Genomic DNA, 22600 nt, shown 5'->3' on the forward strand with positions numbered 1-22600 from the left:
CCTGTATTTTTGCATAAAAATTAACAAATATGAAACGGTTACTCTTACTTCTTACTGCTATTGCACTCATCTCATGTAATTCTGAATCTGACAGCTTTTCGCTTAATGGTACTGCGGAAGGTTATGAAGATGGAACCAACATCATGGTCTTTAAAGTGACTGATAATAAGACGGAAGTTATTGATACACTTTCGGTAACAGAAGGTTCTTTTTCTGGTACATATCCAAAATCTGAAACGTTAGCCATTCATTTTTTACGTCCTGAAGGAACACAAGCTACTGTGCTCTACTTCCCCGAAAATGTAGACATGAAAGCTACTGTGTATAAAGATAGTGTAAATGCTTCTTACGTAACTGGAGGAATGCAAAATGAAGGATTTCGTAATTTTTCTCAAGAAGCACTCGAACTTAATAAAAAACGTCAAGCCAACGTAGAGCGTTTTAAAAATGCAAGATCGAATCAAGACAACGAGCAGATAGCCGCAATTCAACAAGAAAACCTTCAGTTAGTAAACGAAGACAAAGCATTTAAAAAGAAATTTTTAGAGGAAAATAACAATTCATTGTTTTCAGTAATGCTACTTTCAGAAATGCTAAATCGTAAGGAAATAACTCCTTCCGAAGCTAACGAAATTGTAGATAATTTTACACCGAGAATAGCGGCAACTCCATTAGCTTCTAAAGTAAAAGAAGTTCTTGATGGATTAGCATTAACCGATGTTGGGGGTATGGCTCCAGATTTTAGTGCGCCCACTCCTAATGGCGAAACTCTTGCTCTTAAGGATGCACTGGGAAAATATACCATTATCGACTTTTGGGCTTCATGGTGTAAGCCGTGTCGTATCGAGAATCCTAATGTTGTTCGTGTTTACGAAAAATACCACGATAAAGGACTTAACATTATAAGTGTTTCTCTAGATCGTCCGGGGCAAAAAGACAAGTGGTTAAAAGCTATCGAAGACGATAATATGGATTGGTATCACGTTTCTAATCTTCAATTTTGGCAAGGTCCTATTGCAAGACAATATAACATACGATCTATTCCGGCCACCTTTTTATTAGATGAAACCGGAAAGATCATAGATAAAGACTTAAGGGGTCCTGCCTTGGAAGCAAAAATCGCTTCTTTGCTTGGACAGTAATTAATATAAGTAGAAGCTCACATTTACACGAACTTTGATTTCCATTTCGCCAGGAGCTAGCGTTTGTTGCCCTCCAGAAGCATCAGATTCTACCATCATTGAAGTTCTAAACATAGGTTGAGGACCGTTGTTTATTTGTTGAAACTCACTTATTGAAGCAGCTTTCCCAATTTCTTGATCTAGAGCAGAGGCATATTCTGTAGCCTTCTGTTTGGCATCGAGCATTGCTTTTTTACGTGCTTGAGATTCTAACCTGGTTTTTTCTGATGAAGAAAACGAAACACCATCTACTCTATTAATCCCACTTTCAAGCAAACCATTCATTATATCTTCGTATTTACTTAAGTTTCGAACTTTTATAGAAATAGACTGATTGGCAGCGTAGTTATAGGTCTTCGTATTGTATTCGTAATTCTTCTGAAGATTTACATACTGTGTTTGTACATCTTTGTTTTCTATTCCCATAGATCTTAAAAAAGCTAAAACATCATTTACAGTTCGATCGTTTTGTTGTTTAACAACGGTCGTATTTTTCCCAGTATTTTCAACACGAACACGAATAGTTACTTCATCGGGGGTGACATTGACTACTCCTTCTCCGCTTACGTCAACCGTGGAAGTTGGATTAGGGGTTTGTGCATTCATAATTGTTGTTATTAAAAGTATTAGTACTAAAGCTGTTTTTTTCATAGTAATTAAATTTAAAGTTTTCCTAGTTGCGTTAAAATCACTAGTATGATAATAGGAACCGCCAATAAAGCGACAATCCAAAGGCTGGTTTGCAGTAGTGAAGGTACAAACAACAGAGTTAGTGCATAGCCGGCGATAGCTCCTCCAATGTGCGCGTCATGTCCGATATTTCCTATTCTTTTTTTCATTCCGTAGATAGAATACAATAAGTACGCCAAACCAAATAACCAAGCAGGAATAGGAATTGCAAAGAATAAATATAAATTCTGATCGGGAATAAAAAGGATCGCTGCGTATAAAATCCCCATCACAGCTCCACTAGCTCCTACAGCACTGTAGTGATATTCATCTTTATGAAAAAAGAAGGATACCAAGTTTCCAACCAATAAGCTAGCCAAGTATATAATTACGAATTTGGTTACGCCTACATAATGAATCACTACTCCAGCGAAAAAATACAGCGTAAGCATATTAAATAATAAATGATTGTAATCTACGTGTAAAAACCCTGAAGTGAACATGCGGACCTGTTCTCCTCGACGAATGCCAGCAATGTTAAACTTGTACTTTTCGAAAAAAGCATAGTCGTTAATTCCTTTTAGTGAGATAATTACGTTGGCAGCAATAATAATGATAACGGCAATATGTATGTTGGGCATAACAGATCAATTATTTTAGGAATAAATTTAGGTAGATTTGCCGTAAATTTACCCATGCAACGGCAACTTTATCTTTTAGTGTATCCAATTATCTGGCTTATTTCAAAAATGCCATTTTGGTTATTGTACTTAAAATCTGACATGCTTTACTTCTTACTTTACTATATAGTAGGATATCGAAAGAAGGTAATTAAGCAAAACTTACAACTAGCCTTTCCCGAGAAATTAGAAGCTGAACGAAACCTAATATGTAAAAAATTCTACAAACATCTCTGCGACCTTATTTTTGAAGCTATTAAAGGGATGACTATTACAGAAAAAGAACTTGGTAAAAGATATACATTCGAAAATCTCGAAGTACTTAAAGAGCTACATAAAAAACAAAAGAGCGTCTTATTAATGAGTGGTCATTACGCTAATTGGGAATGGAGTGGTGTTTTAAATAATCAAAATAGTTATAAAAATTATGCTGTTTATAAGAAAATTGAAAATCCATATTTTGATTCGTTTGTAAAAAATCTACGAGAACGGTTTGGCGCTACACTTATAAAAAGTAAACATGTTATTCCAGCATTATACCGAAGTGTAAAAAAAGATATTTTATCTGTAACCTTAATTATATCAGACCAATCGCCACGACCCGATGCAAATGGTCACCGAGATCTATTTATGGGCATCGATGTACCCGTATATACAGGGACCGAATCGTTAGCGAAAAAGTTAGATTTCGCAACTGTTTATTTTAAAGTAGAAAAAGTGAAACGTGGTTTTTACTCTGTCCGGTTTATTCCATTAGCGGAAGATCCTAACACGAAAGAAGATTTTGAGATTACGAGACTTTTTTTAAATGAATTAGAAGCTCAAATTCGTAAACATCCTGAATATTATCTTTGGTCGCATAGACGTTGGAAATACCGCAAAACCGAAAATTAGCCCCTTTTTTAGTGTTCGCTTAGTTTACCTATTCTAGTAACGCCATTGTCGTTCTTTGTTAAGCTCTTCCTCAGATTGCAATGTCTCTTGCGGGATTACTTTTAAAAATGAAGGATGCTGCTCGATAGCGTATTCTAATTTTTCTACGATTTGTTGAACGGTATCGTTTTCGTAATCGATATCTAACGGTTCTTTAATCTCCATTGATTGCAAAATTCCACGCTTCTTTATACGCAAGCCTTTTCTATCGAACGAGCGTCTAAAACCATCGATTACAATGGGGACAACAATGGGTTTGTTCTTTTTTATAATATGTGCGGTTCCTCTTCTTATTGGTTTCCACGGTTTCGTAGTTCCTTGCGGAAAGGTAATTACCCACCCATCATTTAATGCCTTTGTAATGTTGCTCACATCACTTAATTTCACCTGTCTATTAACATCTTCTCCTTTCGCTCTCCAAGTTCTTTCAATACTTACAGAACCTGCATATGCCATGATTTTAGGTAATAATCCAGACTGCATTGTTTCTTTTGCAGCTACAAAGTACATGTTTAGTTTTGGCCTCCAGAGGTACCCAATATTTTTTATACTATCCTGTCTTCCGCTTAGACTCGCATTAAATACATGAAACATAGCAACCACATCTGCAAAATACGTTTGATGATTCGATACAAATAATACATTGGTGTCGGGAAGGTTTTTAATAATTTCACTGCCATCAATTTCCAGTTTATTAAAACCTTTAAACCGCCGATGCGTTAATGCCCCTAAAATGCGGATTAACCATAATTTTAAAAAAAGAATATGTCCAAATGGATTTTTCTTGAAGAGCCCCATATACTGTTTTTCTGTGATCAAAATTCGATCGGCGTCATGCAGCATATTCCGTAAAATGGTGAGGTTGCAATAAAGCCGAAATTCAAAGATACAAATTTAACGCCTTACAGCACCTCTTTTAGCATTTCACGAACTTCATTCAACATCATTGCGGTAGCTCCCCAAACAACATGCTCGTTTAATAAGTATGCAGGAACTTCTATATCAACCGCATAGGATGTCGTAATTTTTTTAGTGATTAAAATATTATCATCCATAAAATGTTGTAACGGAACTTCTATAAGAGCTTCTACCTCCTCTTCCTGCGGAATAAACTTTGGTGTTGCTTCTGTGATCCCAATAAATGGTTGCACAAAAAAATTACTGGGAGGTATGAATATCTCTGTTAATTTTTTTACTACAGCAATTGCATTTTGTGGCACTCCTACTTCTTCTTCCGTTTCTCGTAAGGCGGTTTGTTCTATATCGGTATCTTCTAGTTCTACTTTACCACCGGGAAAACCTACTTGAGCAGAATGAACGCCTTTATAGGTCTTTCTAAGAATTAAAATAAGAAATGTTTCTCCATCATTGTTAGGGTAAAACAACGCCATCACTCCTGCTTTTCGTGCCGTCTGTTTTAATCTCGCTTGATTTTTAAGTTCTTGGATACGTTCAATAGGAGCCATTTTATGTTGTACGATTTCGCCCGGAAGCTCCATTTTTGCTATTTTTACAATCCGACTTTTAAATTCATTAAATTCCATCTATGCGATTTTTGACTTTCATATTAATGGTAGCTCTTCTTAGTACAACAAGCTGTGAAGATAAGAAAAAGGCTACTGCCGAAAAAGAGCATACAGCTTCAGAAGTAAAAAAAGATGCTTCTTCCAACGAAGTGATTTCAGAAGAAAAAAATTCCGAAGAAAAAATAATTAATAATGATTCGTACGAAAAAATTACGAATGAGAATGTGAGTGAATTTCTCACCAAATATGGTAACGATCATCCAGAAACTAAGGTGAAACTAACTACTCGACTGGGAGAAATAACATTAGAACTTTATAAAGATACTCCGCTGCATCGAGCTAATTTTATATATCTCATAAAACAGGGTTATTTTACGGAAACTCAATTTCATAGAGTTGTCCCTAATTTTATTATTCAAGGGGGAAATAGTGATGATGTTTCGGTGCCGAGAAAACGAAATGCGATAGGAAACGACTATCTTATCCCTTCAGAAATTAAATACAATCATACCTACGGAAGCATATCGGGAGCTAAAGAATACCGCGAAAATCCGGATAAAAAATCCATGCCTTTCGAATTTTTTATTTTTTTGGGTCCCCAAACGTCTACCAGTCATCTCGACGGTAATTATACGGTCTTCGGAAAAGTAACTCAAGGAATGGATGTGGTCGAAAAAATTGCTAATTTAAAACAAGACGACGGGGAATGGCCCTTAGTAAACGTATTTATTGAAGTAGAAGTATTAAATTAAAATACTATGAACATTACAAAGGTACTATTAACCATCGCACTACTTCTTCCAATAGTAACCTCTGTAGCCTGTACCTGCACTTCAGAAAAAGAATCATTAGCGAAAAAAAATTGCGACATCATTTAATACCTCTGATGCTATTTTTGCAGGAAAAGTAATTGCCATTAAACCATTAAATACTAGGAAAAATCACTCTTCTGGGGATTTGATACTATATACTTTCGAAATTAGTAACACATATAAAATTGCCGCTGAAGCAAAGACCATTCAAGTTTTCTCTAGAGCTCATGGAGAAAGTTGTGGTTATATGTTTGAAATGGGAAAATCGTATTTAGTATATACACGACGATCATCACACTTTTCTTCACAAACAAAAAACGCGTCAGATCTTATAACGGGACTTTGTGACAGAAATCAATCTTATCTCAAGGTAAAAAATAAAGAATTTAGAAAATTAAAGAGGCTGCAACAATAATACCTCGTGCATCTTGATTCTGGGCATATAATTATTGTTCTTCCATTTCTTTTTTTCCATAAATACTCGGGAGTGACCAATCGAACGTAACTGCTAACAAACGAATTGTAATTACTACAGAACCCGAAAGAATTACGATAAGATTTTGTGATAGAGACGTTTTCATGAGTAGAAAATAAGTAAGCCCTCCCAATATACATGCTGTTGCATAAATATTTTTTCTAAAAATTATTGGAATTTCATTACACAAAATATCTCGTATCACACCTCCAAAACACGCTGTCATTGTTCCTAATGCAATACAGATAAGTGGAGGAAACCCCGAAGCAACTCCTTTCTCAACTCCCACGATGGTGTACAAGGCAATCCCGATTGTATCGAATAGAAACAGGGATCTACGAATGTATCCTAACTTTTTTCTAAAAATTACAGCAACTACTGAAGATGCAAAAATTACATATACATAGGTAAGATTACGCATCCACGCAACATTCGCATCGATAAGTACATCGCGTAATGTTCCCCCACCTACCGCAGTAACAAAAGCAATAATTAATATTCCGAATGGATCCATTCGCTTTTTTAGTGCTATTAAAACTCCCGAAATAGAAAAGGCAACGGTTCCAAGAATGTCGATGAATACAAATAAACTCACATGTTTCGTGTAAAGTGATTATAATCTTTTAAAATGGTATCGATAAATTGTTTATCATACAACGGCGAAGATACGTCCAAAACAGATTCAATCTTATTTCGAAGGGTGGTTAATGTTTTATAATCACTTGTTTTTAATGATGTGAGATAGGCCTCTTTTATTAAGCGTGCGTCTTTATCGGTGAGCTGTGTGACATTCATGAAGGTTGGTTGGTAATCTTCAGAAATGTCTTCGAGCATTGTGTGAGTGATCTTTACTTTGTTTTTAGTGCTAATTACCACTGTACCAGCTGCCATGTCTCCCAACCGTTGTTTCCGTTCAGAAAATAAAATGAATAGCAACCCTATAGACCCCATGAACATCCAGATATCGATAAGACGAAGCATCCATAAGGTAAGGTAATTCGACCACTGCACAGGGCTTCCATCTAATTTAACCACTTTGGTTTTTAAAAACATTTTTCCAACGGTACGCCCATTAAATAAAATATGCATGTACAACGAATAGAAAAATATAGGTAGCATGAGCAATTGTCGGAATCCTAGAATAGTCCAATCGTCTGTAAACGTATACCCCAAAGTGGTGGTAATTAATTCAACCACATAGAGATAAACAAAAAATAAAAAAAGATCGATTAAAAATGCAAGAATGCGTTCTCCAACTGTCACAACCTTATAATCAAGGTTTACATTTTGCGTGGTATTAATTGCTAAGTTTGCCATTTGAAAGCAAGTGTTTATATTTATCAAAAATTTCTATGCGGGAAGCAGCATTCGTTAGGCAAAATAAGGAAAAATGGATTGCTTTTGAAAAGGCAATCACACTTAATTCGCAAATAAATCCCGATCACTTAGCCGATTATTATATTCAACTTACTAACGACCTTGCATACGCACAAACGTATTATCCTGAAAGTAAGACCTTACTGTACTTAAATTCCCTTGCTTCACAAGCGCATCAACAGATATATCGCAACCGAAAAGAATCGAAAAATCGAATTGTATCTTTCTGGAAATATGAGTTTCCCTTGTTTTTTAGACAACATCAAGGAATGTTATTTTATTCTTTCCTTCTCTTTGCTATTGCTACGGCGATCGGGGTGATCTCTACCGTAAACGACGACTCATTCGTACGCCTTATTCTAGGAGATAATTATGTGAACGAAACTATAAATAACATCGACAATGGAGATCCTACAGCTATTTATAAAAGCGGAGGCGAATTTGGAACCTTTATAGGGATCACCGTAAATAATATTCGTGTTGCTATGTTCGCTTATGCCGCTGGCGTTGTTACCTCTATTGGAACCGGATATATTTTATTTAGCAACGGAGTGATGTTAGGGGCTTTCTTTACTTTTTTCTATAATCGTGACTTGTTGTTTGAAGCTTCTAAAACAATTTGGTTGCATGGCACCATAGAGATATCGGTTATTGTAATTGCGGGATGTGCAGGAATGGTAATGGGAAACAGCATCTTGTTTCCAAAAACATTTTCAAGAAGAGTTTCTTTTGTAAAAGGAGCAAAAGACGGGCTAAAAATTTTAATTAGTACCATTCCTTTTTTTATTATTGCAGGGTTTATAGAAGGTTTTATTACGCGATACAGTAACATGCCTGTTTGGCTAGCAATGACGATAATAGGATGCTCTCTAGCACTCATTGTTTTTTACTATATCGTATACCCCATAATTTTGAATAGAAAATATGCGTCTTAAATTTATAGAACTAAAAGAGGTAAGAGACATCGGAGAATTAATTTCGGTGTATTTCGATTTCTTTAAACTCAACTTAAAAAGTTTCCTAAATATATTTATTCGATACAACGGAATATTTATCTTCGGTTTTCTAGGAGTGAGCTATTTAATGGTCACTGGATTCGTTGGTAATTTTCGAGCTAGCAGTTCCCCCGGGCTAGTAGAAGAAAATTTTAACGACATGATGTACATCGGGTTCGGGGCTATTGGATTTGTCTTATTGCTTATTGTTACCGCGCTACTCAATTATAGTCTTGCTGCCGTATACATGATAAAATATCAAGAAAAAAAAACCGTGGAAATCGATAAAAGACAAGTCTTTTCGATTGTGGTTGAAAATCTCGGAAAAATCCTTTTATTTATGCTTCTCATGGGACTTATGTATTTGGGGGTTTTTATTGCTGGCGTAATTATTTCGATCATTCCGTTTATTGGATCACTTGTTTATTACGGACTTATGTTGGGCTTTACCGCATGGATGGGTGTTTCTTTTATGGCAATGTTCTATCAAAAACTAAGTGTGACCGATGCCTTTGGAGAAGGCTGGAGACAAGTAACTCGGTACTTCTGGAAAAGCGTACTCGTTAATCTAGTAGTTACCTTATTGCTCTTTGCACTAATGGGAGTTGTCCTTATGGTTCCCGGCATACTAATTGGAATCTATGCTTTTCATTCTATCGAATCGGGAATAGAACTAGCAGAATCTCCATTTGCAACTGTAGTATGGACACTCGCTTTATCGATATTTATGATCGTATATTGCTTCAATCAGTCACTTTCGCAATTCGTAAATGGGGTTTTATATTTCTCGTTACATGAAGAGACTTACAATCAAAATCTGCGTACTAAAATAGATCAGATCGGCATTGAAGAATAAAATTTCATATATACTAGGTTTATTTGTTCTGAAAGGATTCTCGGTACACGCAGCAGTACAGGATTCTTTGCAAATAAAGATCGATAGCTCTCAAGTGGGACTGAAACAGTTTCCGGTATCCTTAAAAGAACGGTACAAAGGGAACGATTTCGATTATGACAAGATGGAAGGAGAAGCAGAGAACCTACTCGTGCGATTGCTAAACGGTTTTTTTAGCTGGATTGCAGACCTATTCGGAATACAACTTAGTCCCGAAACCCTTGCTGTCTTAGAAATCATCGTATACGCACTGCTCATTGCACTTGTAATCTATATTTTAGTTCGCGTATTGGTAGGAAACGATGCCACGTCATTTTTCAGAAATAAAAAAAAGCTCGTAGCTCCATTAAACATTCAAGAAGAACATATAGACAACATAGATCTAGATCGCTATATTCAAGAAGCACTAGCTACAAAAAACTATCGCCTTGCCATTCGTTATATGTACCTTCGGTCTTTAAAACAATTGTCGCTACACAATATAATACACTGGCATTTCGATAAAACCAATTCCGATTATTACCAAGAAATCGAAAATGAAACGCTAAAAAACTCATTTAAAAGAGTATCGCATGTATACGATTACGTGTGGTATGGTGAATTCGAAATAGATAAAAGTAGATTTCATGTGGTAGAAAAAGACTTCGATCAACTTACTAAAGGACTTTCGAATGCTGGATAAACGGTCCCGTAACATATTAGTCCTTTTTGGAATTGCCATATTATCGGTCTTCTTTATAGAAGTGTCGCGACCAAAACCAATTAATTGGAACCCTAGTTTTACTTCGGAAGATAAAATTCCCTTCGGAAGCCATATTTTCTTTGAAGAACTAACTGCGCTATTTCAAGATGTCCCAATAGAACGCATAGAAAAAGACCCTTTCGAATTTCTGAAACAACGCACCTACGTTGATAATTCTGCCTATATTTTTATCAACGACAACCTGTATATCGACGATAAACAACTGGAAGAATTAAAAATTTATGTCGATGCTGGAAACACCGTTTTTATCTCGGCGCGGGATTTTGGGTATGTCTTCGAAGACTCCCTAAATATTCGTACCGAAGCCAATTACAAACTTATCGAAGAAAGCTTACAACCAACATTTTTTAATACTTCAGAGAAAAAGAAAGATTCGGTAACCTATAAAAAAGGAGTGTATAAATCGGTATTTACCGTACTAGATACTTTAAAAACAGAAGCGTTGGGTTATTTTAAAACAGATGCCCCTACCCTACAAGAGCTTAACTTTATTCGATTGCCTTACGGAAAAGGAACTTTCTTATTACATACTCTGCCCGAGACATTTTCGAATTACTACCTACTTCACGGGAATGAAACTTATACAGCAGCTGTAGCCTCTTACATTAAAGCCGACCATATTTATTGGGACGGTTACTTAAAATCGGGACGAAAAGTAGTGACTTCAAAAATGCGTTTTATTTTTAATCAAAAAGTACTTACTTGGAGTTACTATGTACTCATGGCAGGACTGCTATTGTTCGTGATTTTTCGTGGAAAGAGAGAGCAACGTATTATTGAAGTCGTGGAACCACTGCAGAACACTTCGATAGAATTTACCAAAACTATTGGGGACCTTTATTTTCAACATAAAGACTACGGAAACATCATCGCTAAAAAAATTACTTATTTCTTAGAAACCATACGATCCCGCTATTATCTTAACACCGACGAACTGGACGAAACATTTATTAAACGTCTCGCCCTAAAAAGTGGAAATAATAAAGAGGAAACCGAAAAATTAATTAAACAAATAAAGTATCTAAAAGAGAAATCGCTTCATAACGAGCAGGACCTCATTAGGCTTAATAAACTCATTGAAGACTTCAAACTATAACGATGGAAGAACTACACGACAATTCAGAAGAAAACAAAACGACACCAGAGACTCCAATTACCCCTAATGAAACTTCCGCACAGGAATTCAAGTCGAGAATCGATTTAACTGCGCTACAAGATGCGGTCGAAAAAATTAAAGGTGAACTTGGTAAAGTGATTGTAGGGCAACATCAAATGCTTGAAATGCTTATCATTTCGATATTAAGTGATGGACATTCCTTGATTGAAGGTGTTCCGGGAGTCGCCAAAACAGTAACCGCTAAATTATTGGCACGTACAATGGATGTGGGTTTTAGTAGAATACAATTTACACCAGACCTCATGCCGAGCGACATTTTAGGAACTTCCATATTCAATGTAAAAAGTAGCGAGTTTGAATATAAGAAAGGACCCGTTTTTTCGAACATTATTCTTATCGATGAGATCAATCGTGCTCCAGCAAAAACGCAAGCGGCATTATTTGAAGTTATGGAAGAACGCCAAATCACGATGGATGGTACCAAATATAAAATGGAAGCTCCGTTTTTGGTTTTTGCCACACAAAACCCCATCGAACAAGAAGGAACATATGCCCTACCCGAAGCACAATTAGATCGTTTCCTATTTAAAATTAATGTAGACTATCCTTCTTTAGAAGAAGAAATTAAAATCTTAGAAAACGAACACCACCGAGAAAACAAACTGGTATTAGACACAATTCAACCCGTACTAACTGCAGCGCAAATTGCCGAATACCAAAGAACTATTAAAAAAATTATAATCGAAGACAATCTGTTGCGCTATATTGCTTCAATCGTTGACAATACTCGCTCCAATGCAAATCTGTACTTAGGAGCTTCACCTCGGGCTTCTTTAGCAATTATGAATGCATCGAAAGCTGCAGCAGCAATCAACGGACGTGATTTTGTTACACCAGACGATATTAAAAAAGTAACTCCGTCGATATTGCGCCACCGAATGATGCTTACTCCAGAACGAGAAATGGAAGGCACCACAACCGATAAAGTAGTACAGCAAATTCTAGAAGCGATCGAAATTCCTAGATAACATGAAGATTGAACCGCAGAATTAATAAGAAATATTCATCCTAATCATTAATCTCTAATCCCTAATTTTAATAAATGAAACCCTTTCTTAAAAGTATCTATCTGCAAAAACGCTTTTTTATCGCCTTCTTCGGTATTGCGGTACTATTCGTATTTGCTTACTTTTTTGAAAACATTTTCGGAATCACAAAAATTTTCTTCGGAATTCTCATGGCACTGCTCGCCTTCGATGTGCTGTTGTTGTATCGCAACGAAATTGGTATTCAAGCAAATAGAATACTACCAGAAAAATTATCTAATGGAGATGATAATACGATCGAACTAACAGCAACCAATCGGTTTCAGTTCCCAGTATCACTCAAAATTATAGATGAACTTCCGGTACAATGGCAACAAAGGGATTTCACTATTCATTCAGTTTTAAAGCCTTCCGAAGCAAAGAAATTTACCTATACCGTACGCCCTACCGAACGCGGTGAATATCACTTTGGGAACCTCAATATCTTTTCATCATCACTTTTAGGCTTGGTCGCAAGAAGACAGCAATTTTCTGCCGAAGCGATGGTGCCTAACTATCCGTCGTTTCTGCAATTAAAAAAATACGATTTTATCGCCTTTACCAATAAATTGAGGTTATTCGGACTTAAAAAAATTCGGCGCATTGGGCACACAATGGAGTTCGAACAGATAAAAGAATACATTCCAGGAGATGATGTGCGAAATATTAATTGGAAAGCCACCGCAAAGCGAAATGAGGTGATGGTGAATCAGTTTCAAGACGAAAAATCACAACCAGTTTATTCGGTGATCGATAAGGGTCGTGTAATGAAAATGCCGTTTCACCAGCTGAGTTTATTAGATTATGCCATTAATGCCACGCTTGTTATTTCGAATATTGTACTAAAAAAACACGACAAAGCTGGTATGTTTACCTTTTCTCGAAAGGTTGAGGATCGTGTCGTGGCCAAACGAAGAAAAGCACAAATGCATCTTATTTTGGAAACACTATACAATGTAGAAACCGATTTTTCTGAAAGTGATTTCTCTCGTTTGTATATCGATATTAAGCGTCAAATAAAGCAACGCAGTCTGTTTTTACTCTACACCAATTTTGAAACGATGGATGCACTGCACCGCCAATTGGCGTATTTACAAGCTATTAATAAAATTCATTTGTTAGTGGTGATTCTTTTTGAAAATACCGAATTACAAACATTCTTATCGAAACCTGCCAAAGACACCCACGGCATTTTTGAAAAAACCATCGCAGAGAAATTTGTTTTCGAAAAAAAACTTATTGTAAACGAATTACATAAATACGGTATTCAAACCATTTTAACTGCTCCCGAAAACCTTACTGTAAATACCATTAATAAATATTTAGAGATAAAAGCAAGAGGACTTTTATAACTTATAATTCTCATCTATCGGGGAACACTTGTTCTAATTGCTACTCATAGGGTTTCTGGTACCCTCTCATTACCTTTAAGTATCGTATTGCATTATATTCCTTATTCCTTATTTTATATTTTTACATCTTCATTTGCACTTCGACAGGCTCAGTGTGACAGCATCAATTTAGTTGGCTTTTTCTATTATTTCTTCTTCCTTATCTCTTATTGCTTATTCATTATTCCATATTCAATGCTCATTGTTCATTACATTTTCATACCCACTTCGACAGGCTCAGTGTGACAGCATCAATCTAGTTGGCTTTTTCTATTATTTCTTCTCTCTTATTCCTTACTCCTTATTCATTATTCATTAATCATTAGTCATTATTTTACATTTCACTCTACGAATTCAACGATTGGGTTAGTTGTATTACTTCGGAAACATTTTCTGTGGCATATTTGTTTCAGAAATAAATAACTTCTTAAAAACAACAGATATGAAAACAATCATCACACTCGCATTACTTATTACTACATTTATTATGAAAGCGCAAGTCACTTCTGAAGGAACTACAATTACAGTAATGGTTCCTATTCAAAGCTCTAAGGGAAGTGTTCTAATCGGACTCTATGATTCTCAAGAGAATTTTCTAAAAAAACCCCAGCAAACTGTAGAAGGAATTATAAAAAATGGAAAAGCAACTGCCACATTTACAAATGTTCTTGAAGGTACTTATGGAATTACTTTATTCCACGACAAAAACAGCAACAAACAAATGGACTTTGAGCCCAATGGAATGCCTAAAGAACCTTATGGAGTTTCTAACAATGTTATGAGTTTCGGTCCTCCGCAATGGGAAACCGCTAAATTTGAAGTAGGAAAAAAAGCATTAGAACTTGAAATTAGAATGTAAATTTTAAAACCAATTTAAAACGATGCAGTATGTCTAAAAGCTGCATCGTTTTTAGATCGATAAAATCTTTATTAAAGTAGTCTACTATAAGTTATACTGATTGAATTTTGTATCTTTGGTCGTTCAAATTAGTGTTCTTTATGACTATTACACAATTAAAATATGTGCTTGCTGTAGCCGAGCATCAAAATTTTACAAAAGCCGCTCAAAAAACCTTTGTTACGCAGCCTACTTTAAGTATGCAGATTCAGAAATTGGAAGATGAGTTGGATATTCAGATCTTCGATCGAAGCAAAAAACCGATCGAACTTACTTCCATCGGAAAAAAGATTGTAGAACAAGCCCATCATATTGTAAATGAAGCCGACCGCATGCAAGATGTGGTAGATCAAGACAAGGGTTTTATTGGTGGTGAATTTAAATTAGGAATTATCCCTACAATTACCCCAACATTATTACCAATGTTTCTAAAAACTTTCACTACAAAGTTTCCGAAAGTACATCTAAAGATCGAAGAACTCAATACAGACGATATTATCACTAAAATTAATGAAGGGCATTTGGATGCTGCCATTGCAGCGACACCTCTATATCAAGATAAAATTAAAGAGCGTGTTTTATATTATGAGCCTTTTGTAGGTTATATTCCAGCAACACATCGTTTGGCAGAAAAGAAAAAAATAGACAGTGTAGATTTAGAAATTGAAGATATTTTATTGTTAGAAGACGGACATTGTTTTAGAGATGGAGTGGTAAATCTATGCAAAGCATCTAAATTAAGTGTAGATGATAAATTTCAATTAGAAAGTGGAAGTTTCGAGACCCTTATAAAACTTTCTGACGAAGGTTTGGGCATGACACTACTGCCTTACCTGCATACATTAGATGTAAAAGAACATCAAAATAAGAATCTACGCTATTTTAATGAACCTTCTCCAGCACGTGAAGTAAGTATTATTTATAGTAAAAGTGAATTAAAATTACAAATTATTAATGCGCTGTACGATACTATCGCCAGCGTTGTGCGAGGCGCAATCGCCTTTCAAGATGTAAAAATAATAAGCCCCGTAAAAGCGAAGTAAAAATCTAAAATTAAAAAATGCCTCTTTAAAGGAGGCATTTTTTTTATGTTTTAAGGTAAATTAGACATTGGTTTAATTGTGGGTGTTTTTTAATAAGTAGATCAACCCAAATCTTTAATTCCTCTATTTCGTAAGGAAGGAGTCGAGTAAGTGCTTTTTTTAACTCTTTACAAAATAAGTTTACATCGAAGCTTACTTTAGATAGCACGGCTTTCGTGTAATCAAACATCGCTCTAGCCATAGTTAAATTGAATTTAATTATTAGTTAAGTAGCTTTCTTCTATACGCGTGTCTTTTAAAAATTAAGTTCTTTAAAAATAACGAAATATTTTGACATTTTATCGACAAACAGTTTATTTTATATGTTAAAATCTATTATCGCCATCTAATAGGTCTCCTAACCCACCTAGAATACTGCCTTCGCCTTTATCTTTTCCTCCTCCTTTTGGTGCTGCTGCCCATACTCTTTTTGCCAATCTACTAAACGGTAATGATTGAATATATACTGTTCCGGGTCCAGTGAGTGTTGCATAGAAAAAACCTTCACCACCAAAGAGCGTATTTTTTATTCCTCCAATAAATTCAATGTCGTAATGTACGCTGTGATCGAATCCAATTATACAACCAGTGTCTACTTTCATGGTTTCTCCAGGCGCCAGTTCTTTTACAGCTGTGGTTCCTCCTGCATGAACAAACGCCATTCCATTACCTTCCAGCTTTTGCATAATAAATCCCTCACCTCCAAATAAACCTCTACCCAGTTTTTTTGAAAATTCAATTCCAATAGATACTCCTTTCGCCGCACAGAGAAAGGCATCTTTTTGACACACAAATTTTCCGTTGAAACGGGTAAGATCGATCGCAATAATTTTCCCAGGATAAGGAGCCGCAAAACTTACTCGCTTTTTACCAGGTATTGTGTTATAGAACATCGTCATAAATAAACTTTCTCCGGTAAGCAATCGTTTTCCAGCTCCAAATATCTTACCCATAACACTGGTGTCTTTCGCAGAACCATCTCCGAAGATTGTTTCCATTTTAATACCATTGTCCATCATCATAAAACTACCAGCTTCCGCTATTACTCCTTCATTCGGATCCAGTTCAATTTCTACGTATTGCATTTCCTCTCCGTAGATAACATAATCTATTTCGTGTGCATTCATTTTCAAAAAATTTTATAAGGTTACTTGCTTATAGGTTGAAGAAATACAAAAAATGTTACAGTCGATATCCTACCCCTATCTTAAAAAGGTTGACGTTTCTGTTATATTTTAAATCGGGAAGGTTTCCGTCGTAGGAAACTTTCAAAAAATCGTACTGAATCTGAGCATAGAACCTATCGGTTATATCATACGCTAAAGAAGCATTCACATTTACACCCTCATTAGATTGGGTAGTATCTATCGGTTCAGGAAAATTAGGATCTGTGAATTCATTTCTAGCTACATGAAAAACGAGAATGCTATACCCAATACCCAAAGCCGGATGAAATTTTGGTATAGCTTCAGAATCTAACGCGACAAAAACACGTGGTTGTATAAATAAAGCAAACACATTAAAACCCTGAACGCGACGTTCTTTAGAACTTGTCAACGCACCAAGATCTAAAGAAGCACCAAAGTCGAAAGAACGAGCATCTGCAAAAATATATTTCACACCAAGATTGGCAATTCCATTGTAATTTCGTCCTACAAAATTATCGTCTACAGGAAGTGGGTAACTTACTTCCAAACTCAAATTAGAATTTTGAGCATGCATGAATGCACTTATAAAAAGGAATAGATAAAAATTTAAAATAACTTTCATAATTGCATTTTAATAAGAGGAATCCTGCTTAAAATTTATAAAAACGAATTAATAAACCTATTAATTATTAAAGACTATTTATTCCCTTTTTTCTTAATAGTCCATTCAAAATCAAACTGTGATACCGTCACACCATCAGAATTTACTCCAATAGCTTTCATCCAAATCGTTTGTCCTTCTCCTGTAGCAACCGTTTTTGATATCGCTTCAGAAACTAGGTGTCCATCATTACACGTAAATGTAATTCGTCCTGTTGCCTTCTTGGTGAATGTGGCCTTATTATTAGCAACCAACATAGAGATACGCTCATTACTCTCTTTAATTTTTGCCATTACCATAGCTCCAGTACTTAGTTCTGCCGCCATCCCTTGAACCGCCCAAAACATCGATTTAAAGGGATTCTGATTAATCCATCGATGCTTCACAGAAGTAACGCAAGCAGTTTCAGAAATAGATTTTACTCGAACACCAGTAAAAAACGCAGAAGGTAATTTAAACAATAAGAATGTATTGATATTACTAGGAGACAACGCCATGTTTATTTTTTCAACGAAGATAATTAAATCTAAATTATAATAAAGATATTTAGGGCAAGACCTGTTTTCACTCTCGTTACAACAGGTCGGGCTATCCGCGCTACACGGTAGCTTGCTTCTATCCCTCTTGCAATTTTAACTGGAAACGCTTCATTTTATGAACGGTTCAATTTGTTAAAAAAATGTTAATTATAGTACTATGCGTAACATACTACCTTTTTTAAGACATATATTTGTATAAGAAATTAATAAACTATGGACACTACTGTTTCAGAAAATCAAAAAACACTCAGCGCATTTATACATGTGTCGACCTTTTTAAAGTACTTTTTTCCATTCGCCAATTTTTTTGCTCCATTATTATTATGGTCAACAAATAAAGAAAAACCTTTTGTCGATGTTCATGGAAAACAAGCAATCAACTTTCAGTTAAGTGTTTTATTATATACGCTTATAATTGGATTGTTATGTCTCCCCTTCTTTCTACTATTTGCTTCAGATTTTATTGCTTTAATAGAATCCATAGACCACCATTGGGAAGAAAGTACCTTTAATGAAATAGAGAACCTTACTGGTTACATCATCCTATTCTGTACTGTTGTTACCTTGCTTTTCGGACTTTTTGTTCTAGAACTATACGCAGTAATATCTGCAACCATGCATGCCGCAAAAGGAGAAATATATAAATACCCATTAAGCATACCATTCATCAAAACCAATCCCGAAGTACCTTCGGAACTAAATCAATCAAAAAATGAGCACACTAATTGAATTACTTTTAGCCGTGGTTGTGAGTATTTTAGGTGGAGACTTAAAAGAAAACGATACACTCATCTCTAAAAACGAGACACGCCAGATAGTGCAGGACATTCCCCAATCAGAATGCTTCCAAACCACTTATATCGTACAGGCATCTCAAGTAAAATAATATAATAGAAACCACATGAAAATCGAAAACACAAAAGCGCAAATGCGAAAAGGGGTTCTTGAATATTGCATCCTTTCTATCCTTGAAAGTGGAGAGGCCTATACGAGTGATATTCTTGAAACCTTAAAAGACGCAAAAATGCTTGTCGTTGAAGGGACCATTTACCCACTATTAACACGTTTAAAAAACGCAGGACTGCTTTCCTATCGATGGGAAGAATCCACCAGCGGACCCCCACGCAAGTACTATGAACTTACCGAAACAGGTATGTTATTTTTAAAAGAATTAAACACTACCTGGAGCGAACTGCAACAAGCTGTGAATAAAGTAACCACCTCAACAACCAAGAAATGAAAAAGACAATCAATATTAATTTAGCCGGAACTTTTTTCCACATCGATGAAGATGCCTTCGGAAAATTACAACGCTATCTTGACGCCATAAAAAGATCCCTTACAGAACCACAGGGAAGTGAAGAAATTATTCGTGATATCGAAGCGCGTATTGCCGAATTGTTTTCAGAAAAAATAGAAACAAATTCTCAAGTAATATCTTTAAAAGAACTAGACGAGGTTATTGCCGTTATGGGACAGCCCGAAGACTACGCCGTAGACGAAGAACTTTTTGAAGATACCGTACCACCTTCCTACCGAAAATCGAAATCCAATGCCGGACACAAACAATTGTTCCGTGACATCGACACCAAATTTATTAGTGGAGTATCGTCGGGAATGGCACATTATGTAGGTATCGATGCTATATGGATTCGTCTCATCTGGATCTTATTAACGATCGCTACTAGTGGTTTCTTTATCTTGGTTTACATCCTGTTCTGGATCCTTGTACCTGCAGCAGTTACTACATCTGACAAGTTGAAAATGACTGGGCAACCCATTAATATTTCCAATATTGAAAAAAAGTTCAAAGAAGGATATGAATCTGTTGCGGATAATATAAAAAACGCAGATTACGACAAATACGGGCAAAAAGTAAAAAGCGGTGCATCCGGTTTTTTCGAAACGCTTGGTAGTATCCTTCTTACTTTATTAAAAATATTTGTCAAGTTTATTGGAGTGATTTTAGTTATTACATCTCTTTCAACACTTATAGGTCTTATTATTGGACTATTCACTTTTGGGTCTATCGATCTTTGGGGAAGTGGTGACATGATGGATTATATCACACTGTACGATACAACGGGTATGCCAGTTTGGCTATTCTCGCTATTGGTCCTTTTCGCTGTAGGAATTCCTTTCTTCGTATTATTCATTCTTGGAATGAAATTATTAGTAAGCAATTTAAAATCTATAGGAAGAACGGCTAAAATTGTATTATTTGTTGTTTGGATCTTCTCACTAATCGGACTCGGAATATGGGGAGTAAAGCAAGCCACCTCAACAGCGTATAATGGCGATGTAATTTCTGAAGCTCTAATCCCAATTAAAACGGGTGATACCCTAAAATTAGCAATGAGAGCTGATACGCAATATGAGTATGATGTACACCGACACGGAGACTTTGAGTTGAAATACAACAATGCCGACCAAAGAGTACTTTACAGCAACGATGTGCGATTAATAGTTCGTTCTACGAATGATTCTACGGGGAAACTTATTATTCGTAAAAGCGCAGAAGGTATTAGCATTAAAACGGCTCGCACCCGGGCTGAAGCGATCGAATACAACTACTCATTAGAAAATAATACCTTGTTACTTGACGGGTTCCTAGTCACAGATCCCATCCATAAATATCGCGATCAGGAAGTAGAGGTGATTTTATACCTTCCTATCGGGACCATATTACAAGCCGATGAAAACACGTATTCTTTTCATAGGAATGACTCCCGGTACAACGATATTTTAAACAATAACGACGAAGGATATTATGTACGTATTCTGAAAGATAAAACAGAGTGCCTTGATTGTCCAGACTCAGACTTTAATGAAATGGACGACGATACATTTAATTTTGAAGAGGATGACGCTTCTGAAAATGAAAACTGGAAACAAGAAGTTAATGCACAATTTAATGATGACACAACACCTACACCTCCCACCCCAATGGAACCAGATGAAGAGTATAACGTGATCATTACCGATAGTGTGAACTAATAGATAAAAGAAAAACAACCACATATCTCTATAATTATGAAAACAATAAAAATAACCCTCGTAGTGGTCCTAGTGGCACTAACAACCTCCTGCCAATTCGATATTAATCTAGGTCAAGAGAATGGAAATGGAAATGTTATTACTGAAGAACGAACCGTAACATCAAATTTCGATGAAGTAAAAGGAAGTGCCGGATTAGATGTTTTACTTACGGAAGGAACCGAAAATAAAATCGTGGTAGAAGCTGATGAAAACCTGTTAGAATTTATTGAAACAGAAGTAACAAATGGCAAACTGCATGTGACCTCAAGCCGAAATATTGGTCATTCAAAATCGAAAAAAGTGCATGTTACTTATGTTAAACTCTCAAAGGTTGCTTCTAGTAGTGGTGCCGATGTTATTGTAAATTCTGTATTAGAGAATGACTACCTCACCTTTGATGCGAGTAGTGGATCTAACCTACAAGTAGAAATTTTTGCCAAAGAAGTTGTTGCAGAAACAAGTAGTGGTGCAGACCTTGTTCTTTCTGGAAAAGCAGTCAATCTTCAGGCAGATGCATCTAGTGGAAGTGAACTGGATGCTAAAGATCTCTTTGTTGTTTCCTGCAATGCGGAAGCTTCTAGTGGGTCTGATGTTACAGTTCACGTAAAAGAAACCCTCGAAGTGAAAGCTACTAGTGGAGCCGATATAAATTATTATGGAGAGCCGAAGATTATCGCTCAAAGTGATCGATCTGCAGATCGAATTCGAAAAATGCAATAAATTGCTAACCAACCCTAAATCCGTTTTATACCACTTGCTATCGACCGGTATAAAGCGGATTTTTTAATTTTCTTACTTTATGAAATCATATATCATTTTTATCTACCTGCTACCCATAATGGGGTTCACACAAATTTCTCAAACTTCAGAGCTGTTTATTCAGCTTCAGAAACAAGACAGTATGCTATTTGAAGTAGGTTTCAATCAGTGCAATAATAAAGTATTAGAGGAAATTACTTCCGAAGATCTGGAGTTTTATCACGATATAGGAGGTATTCAGAATAAAGAAGAGTTTTTAAAGGCGATTGCTAAAAACATCTGTGGAGATTCAGAAAATAAGATAACCCGAAAACTGAAGGTTGGTAGTTTAGAGGTCTTTCCGTTGAAAATGAATAATGAAATCTATGGTGCTTTGCAACGTGGGGAACATTGGTTTTACAGGGAAACTCCTTCCGAAGAAAATCATAAAACTGGCTACGCAAAATTTTCGAGCCTTTGGATTCTTAAAGAGGGCGATTGGAAATTAAAACGAGTCTATAGTTTCGACCATAAAGCAGCGAATAACTAAAATAGCTGTTCTTTCAAAATAAAAAACCACCTCAACATTAATGAGG

At 35.9% G+C, this 22600-nt stretch carries 27 protein-coding genes; 17 read left to right on the forward strand and 10 right to left on the reverse strand.

Going from position 1 to position 22600, the window contains the following annotated elements; genetic code table 11:
* The first annotated feature begins 29 nt into the window (after window positions 1–29).
* The gene (locus ULVI_RS12705) at window positions 30–1142 is read left to right on the forward strand and encodes a TlpA disulfide reductase family protein (protein ID WP_068593175.1); all 1113 of its coding nucleotides are present in this window, start codon (window positions 30–32) and stop codon (window positions 1140–1142) included.
* Here ULVI_RS12705 and ULVI_RS12710 read toward each other — a convergent pair whose 3' ends face one another.
* Together ULVI_RS12710 and ULVI_RS12715 are read right to left on the reverse strand one after the other, a co-directional pair.
* Window positions 1143–1832 (reverse strand): SIMPL domain-containing protein, encoded by a 690-nt coding sequence (locus ULVI_RS12710; protein ID WP_068593176.1) that lies wholly within the window; start codon window positions 1830–1832, stop codon window positions 1143–1145. It abuts the gene before it with no gap.
* An 11-nt stretch (window positions 1833–1843) separates the two neighbouring features.
* On the reverse strand, window positions 1844–2491 hold the full coding sequence (locus tag ULVI_RS12715; protein WP_068593177.1) for a rhomboid family intramembrane serine protease: 648 nt from the start codon (window positions 2489–2491) through the stop codon (window positions 1844–1846).
* 54 nt (window positions 2492–2545) lie between these two features.
* Here ULVI_RS12715 and ULVI_RS12720 point away from each other — a divergent pair, with 54 nt between their 5' ends.
* Window positions 2546–3424, forward strand: coding sequence for a lysophospholipid acyltransferase family protein (locus tag ULVI_RS12720; protein WP_068593213.1), 879 nt, complete (start codon window positions 2546–2548; stop codon window positions 3422–3424).
* A 33-nt stretch (window positions 3425–3457) separates the two neighbouring features.
* Here the strand turns inward: ULVI_RS12720 and ULVI_RS12725 are convergent, their stop codons facing one another.
* Together ULVI_RS12725 and ULVI_RS12730 are read right to left on the reverse strand one after the other, a co-directional pair.
* Window positions 3458–4261, reverse strand: coding sequence for a lysophospholipid acyltransferase family protein (locus ULVI_RS12725; RefSeq protein ID WP_068593214.1), 804 nt, complete (start codon window positions 4259–4261; stop codon window positions 3458–3460).
* A gap of 104 nt (window positions 4262–4365) precedes the next feature.
* On the reverse strand, window positions 4366–5007 hold the full coding sequence (locus tag ULVI_RS12730; protein WP_068593178.1) for an NUDIX hydrolase: 642 nt from the start codon (window positions 5005–5007) through the stop codon (window positions 4366–4368).
* A 2-nt stretch (window positions 5008–5009) separates the two neighbouring features.
* On the opposite strand from ULVI_RS12730, the gene ULVI_RS12735 reads away from it, so the two are divergent.
* Window positions 5010–5741, forward strand: a complete 732-nt coding sequence (locus ULVI_RS12735; protein WP_068593179.1) for a peptidylprolyl isomerase — start codon at window positions 5010–5012, stop codon at window positions 5739–5741.
* Between the two features lie 506 nt (window positions 5742–6247).
* Here ULVI_RS12735 and ULVI_RS12745 read toward each other — a convergent pair.
* Complete coding sequence (locus tag ULVI_RS12745; RefSeq protein WP_068593181.1) at window positions 6248–6871, reverse strand: trimeric intracellular cation channel family protein; 624 nt, start codon at window positions 6869–6871, stop codon at window positions 6248–6250.
* The gene (locus tag ULVI_RS12750; protein WP_068593182.1) at window positions 6868–7593 is read right to left on the reverse strand and encodes an RDD family protein; all 726 of its coding nucleotides are present in this window, start codon (window positions 7591–7593) and stop codon (window positions 6868–6870) included. Before ULVI_RS12750 ends, ULVI_RS12745 begins: the two co-directional genes overlap by 4 nt.
* A gap of 35 nt (window positions 7594–7628) precedes the next feature.
* Here ULVI_RS12750 and ULVI_RS12755 point away from each other — a divergent pair, with 35 nt between their 5' ends.
* The 8 genes from ULVI_RS12755 (at window position 7629) to ULVI_RS12790 (ending at window position 15840) form a co-directional block, all read left to right on the forward strand.
* The gene (locus tag ULVI_RS12755; protein ID WP_068593183.1) at window positions 7629–8588 is read left to right on the forward strand and encodes a stage II sporulation protein M; all 960 of its coding nucleotides are present in this window, start codon (window positions 7629–7631) and stop codon (window positions 8586–8588) included.
* Window positions 8578–9504, forward strand: a complete 927-nt coding sequence (locus ULVI_RS12760; protein WP_068593184.1) for a hypothetical protein — start codon at window positions 8578–8580, stop codon at window positions 9502–9504. Before ULVI_RS12755 ends, ULVI_RS12760 begins: the two co-directional genes overlap by 11 nt.
* Window positions 9494–10225, forward strand: a complete 732-nt coding sequence (locus tag ULVI_RS12765; protein WP_068593185.1) for a hypothetical protein — start codon at window positions 9494–9496, stop codon at window positions 10223–10225. The genes ULVI_RS12760 and ULVI_RS12765 overlap by 11 nt, the downstream gene beginning before the upstream one ends.
* The gene (locus tag ULVI_RS12770; protein WP_068593186.1) at window positions 10215–11402 is read left to right on the forward strand and encodes a DUF4350 domain-containing protein; all 1188 of its coding nucleotides are present in this window, start codon (window positions 10215–10217) and stop codon (window positions 11400–11402) included. The genes ULVI_RS12765 and ULVI_RS12770 overlap by 11 nt, the downstream gene beginning before the upstream one ends.
* A gap of 2 nt (window positions 11403–11404) precedes the next feature.
* Window positions 11405–12451 carry an AAA family ATPase gene (locus ULVI_RS12775; protein WP_068593187.1) on the forward strand — a complete coding sequence of 349 codons (1047 nt, stop codon included), beginning with the start codon at window positions 11405–11407 and terminating at the stop codon, window positions 12449–12451.
* A gap of 74 nt (window positions 12452–12525) precedes the next feature.
* A complete protein-coding gene (locus tag ULVI_RS12780; RefSeq protein WP_068593188.1) occupies window positions 12526–13860 on the forward strand; it encodes a DUF58 domain-containing protein in 1335 nt (444 codons plus the stop codon).
* Window positions 13861–14341: 481 nt separating this feature from the next.
* Window positions 14342–14758, forward strand: a complete 417-nt coding sequence (locus ULVI_RS12785; RefSeq protein ID WP_068593189.1) for a DUF2141 domain-containing protein — start codon at window positions 14342–14344, stop codon at window positions 14756–14758.
* A 140-nt stretch (window positions 14759–14898) separates the two neighbouring features.
* Window positions 14899–15840: a hydrogen peroxide-inducible genes activator gene (locus ULVI_RS12790; RefSeq protein WP_068593190.1), complete on the forward strand. Its 942-nt coding sequence runs from the start codon at window positions 14899–14901 to the stop codon at window positions 15838–15840.
* Window positions 15841–15883: 43 nt separating this feature from the next.
* Here the strand turns inward: ULVI_RS12790 and ULVI_RS15695 are convergent, their stop codons facing one another.
* The 4 genes from ULVI_RS15695 to ULVI_RS12810 all read right to left on the reverse strand — a co-directional run bounded on the left by ULVI_RS15695 (window position 15884) and on the right by ULVI_RS12810 (window position 18185).
* Window positions 15884–16081, reverse strand: coding sequence for a hypothetical protein (locus ULVI_RS15695; RefSeq protein WP_068593191.1), 198 nt, complete (start codon window positions 16079–16081; stop codon window positions 15884–15886).
* Window positions 16082–16205: 124 nt separating this feature from the next.
* Window positions 16206–17006 carry a TIGR00266 family protein gene (locus ULVI_RS12800; RefSeq protein ID WP_068593192.1) on the reverse strand — a complete coding sequence of 267 codons (801 nt, stop codon included), beginning with the start codon at window positions 17004–17006 and terminating at the stop codon, window positions 16206–16208.
* A gap of 55 nt (window positions 17007–17061) precedes the next feature.
* The gene (locus ULVI_RS12805) at window positions 17062–17649 is read right to left on the reverse strand and encodes a hypothetical protein (RefSeq protein WP_068593193.1); all 588 of its coding nucleotides are present in this window, start codon (window positions 17647–17649) and stop codon (window positions 17062–17064) included.
* Window positions 17650–17723: 74 nt separating this feature from the next.
* The gene (locus tag ULVI_RS12810; RefSeq protein ID WP_068593194.1) at window positions 17724–18185 is read right to left on the reverse strand and encodes a DUF4442 domain-containing protein; all 462 of its coding nucleotides are present in this window, start codon (window positions 18183–18185) and stop codon (window positions 17724–17726) included.
* Between the two features lie 255 nt (window positions 18186–18440).
* Between ULVI_RS12810 and ULVI_RS12815 the strand changes: the two genes are divergently transcribed.
* The 6 genes from ULVI_RS12815 to ULVI_RS12835 all read left to right on the forward strand — a co-directional run bounded on the left by ULVI_RS12815 (window position 18441) and on the right by ULVI_RS12835 (window position 22554).
* Complete coding sequence (locus tag ULVI_RS12815) at window positions 18441–18956, forward strand: DUF4870 domain-containing protein (protein ID WP_068593195.1); 516 nt, start codon at window positions 18441–18443, stop codon at window positions 18954–18956.
* Window positions 18940–19113: a hypothetical protein gene (locus ULVI_RS15455; RefSeq protein ID WP_157632628.1), complete on the forward strand. Its 174-nt coding sequence runs from the start codon at window positions 18940–18942 to the stop codon at window positions 19111–19113. Before ULVI_RS12815 ends, ULVI_RS15455 begins: the two co-directional genes overlap by 17 nt.
* A 15-nt stretch (window positions 19114–19128) precedes the next feature.
* The gene (locus tag ULVI_RS12820) at window positions 19129–19467 is read left to right on the forward strand and encodes a PadR family transcriptional regulator (protein WP_068593196.1); all 339 of its coding nucleotides are present in this window, start codon (window positions 19129–19131) and stop codon (window positions 19465–19467) included.
* Entirely contained in the window at window positions 19464–21224 is a 1761-nt protein-coding gene (locus ULVI_RS12825) for a PspC domain-containing protein (RefSeq protein ID WP_068593197.1), read from the forward strand. The genes ULVI_RS12820 and ULVI_RS12825 overlap by 4 nt, the downstream gene beginning before the upstream one ends.
* 36 nt (window positions 21225–21260) lie before the next feature.
* Entirely contained in the window at window positions 21261–21986 is a 726-nt protein-coding gene (locus tag ULVI_RS12830; RefSeq protein ID WP_068593198.1) for a head GIN domain-containing protein, read from the forward strand.
* Between the two features lie 79 nt (window positions 21987–22065).
* Window positions 22066–22554 (forward strand): nuclear transport factor 2 family protein, encoded by a 489-nt coding sequence (locus tag ULVI_RS12835; protein ID WP_068593199.1) that lies wholly within the window; start codon window positions 22066–22068, stop codon window positions 22552–22554.
* Window positions 22555–22600 lie beyond the last annotated feature (46 nt).

It is taken from the genome of Cochleicola gelatinilyticus (assembly GCF_001637325.1).
GTDB classification, from domain to species: domain Bacteria; phylum Bacteroidota; class Bacteroidia; order Flavobacteriales; family Flavobacteriaceae; genus Cochleicola; species Cochleicola gelatinilyticus.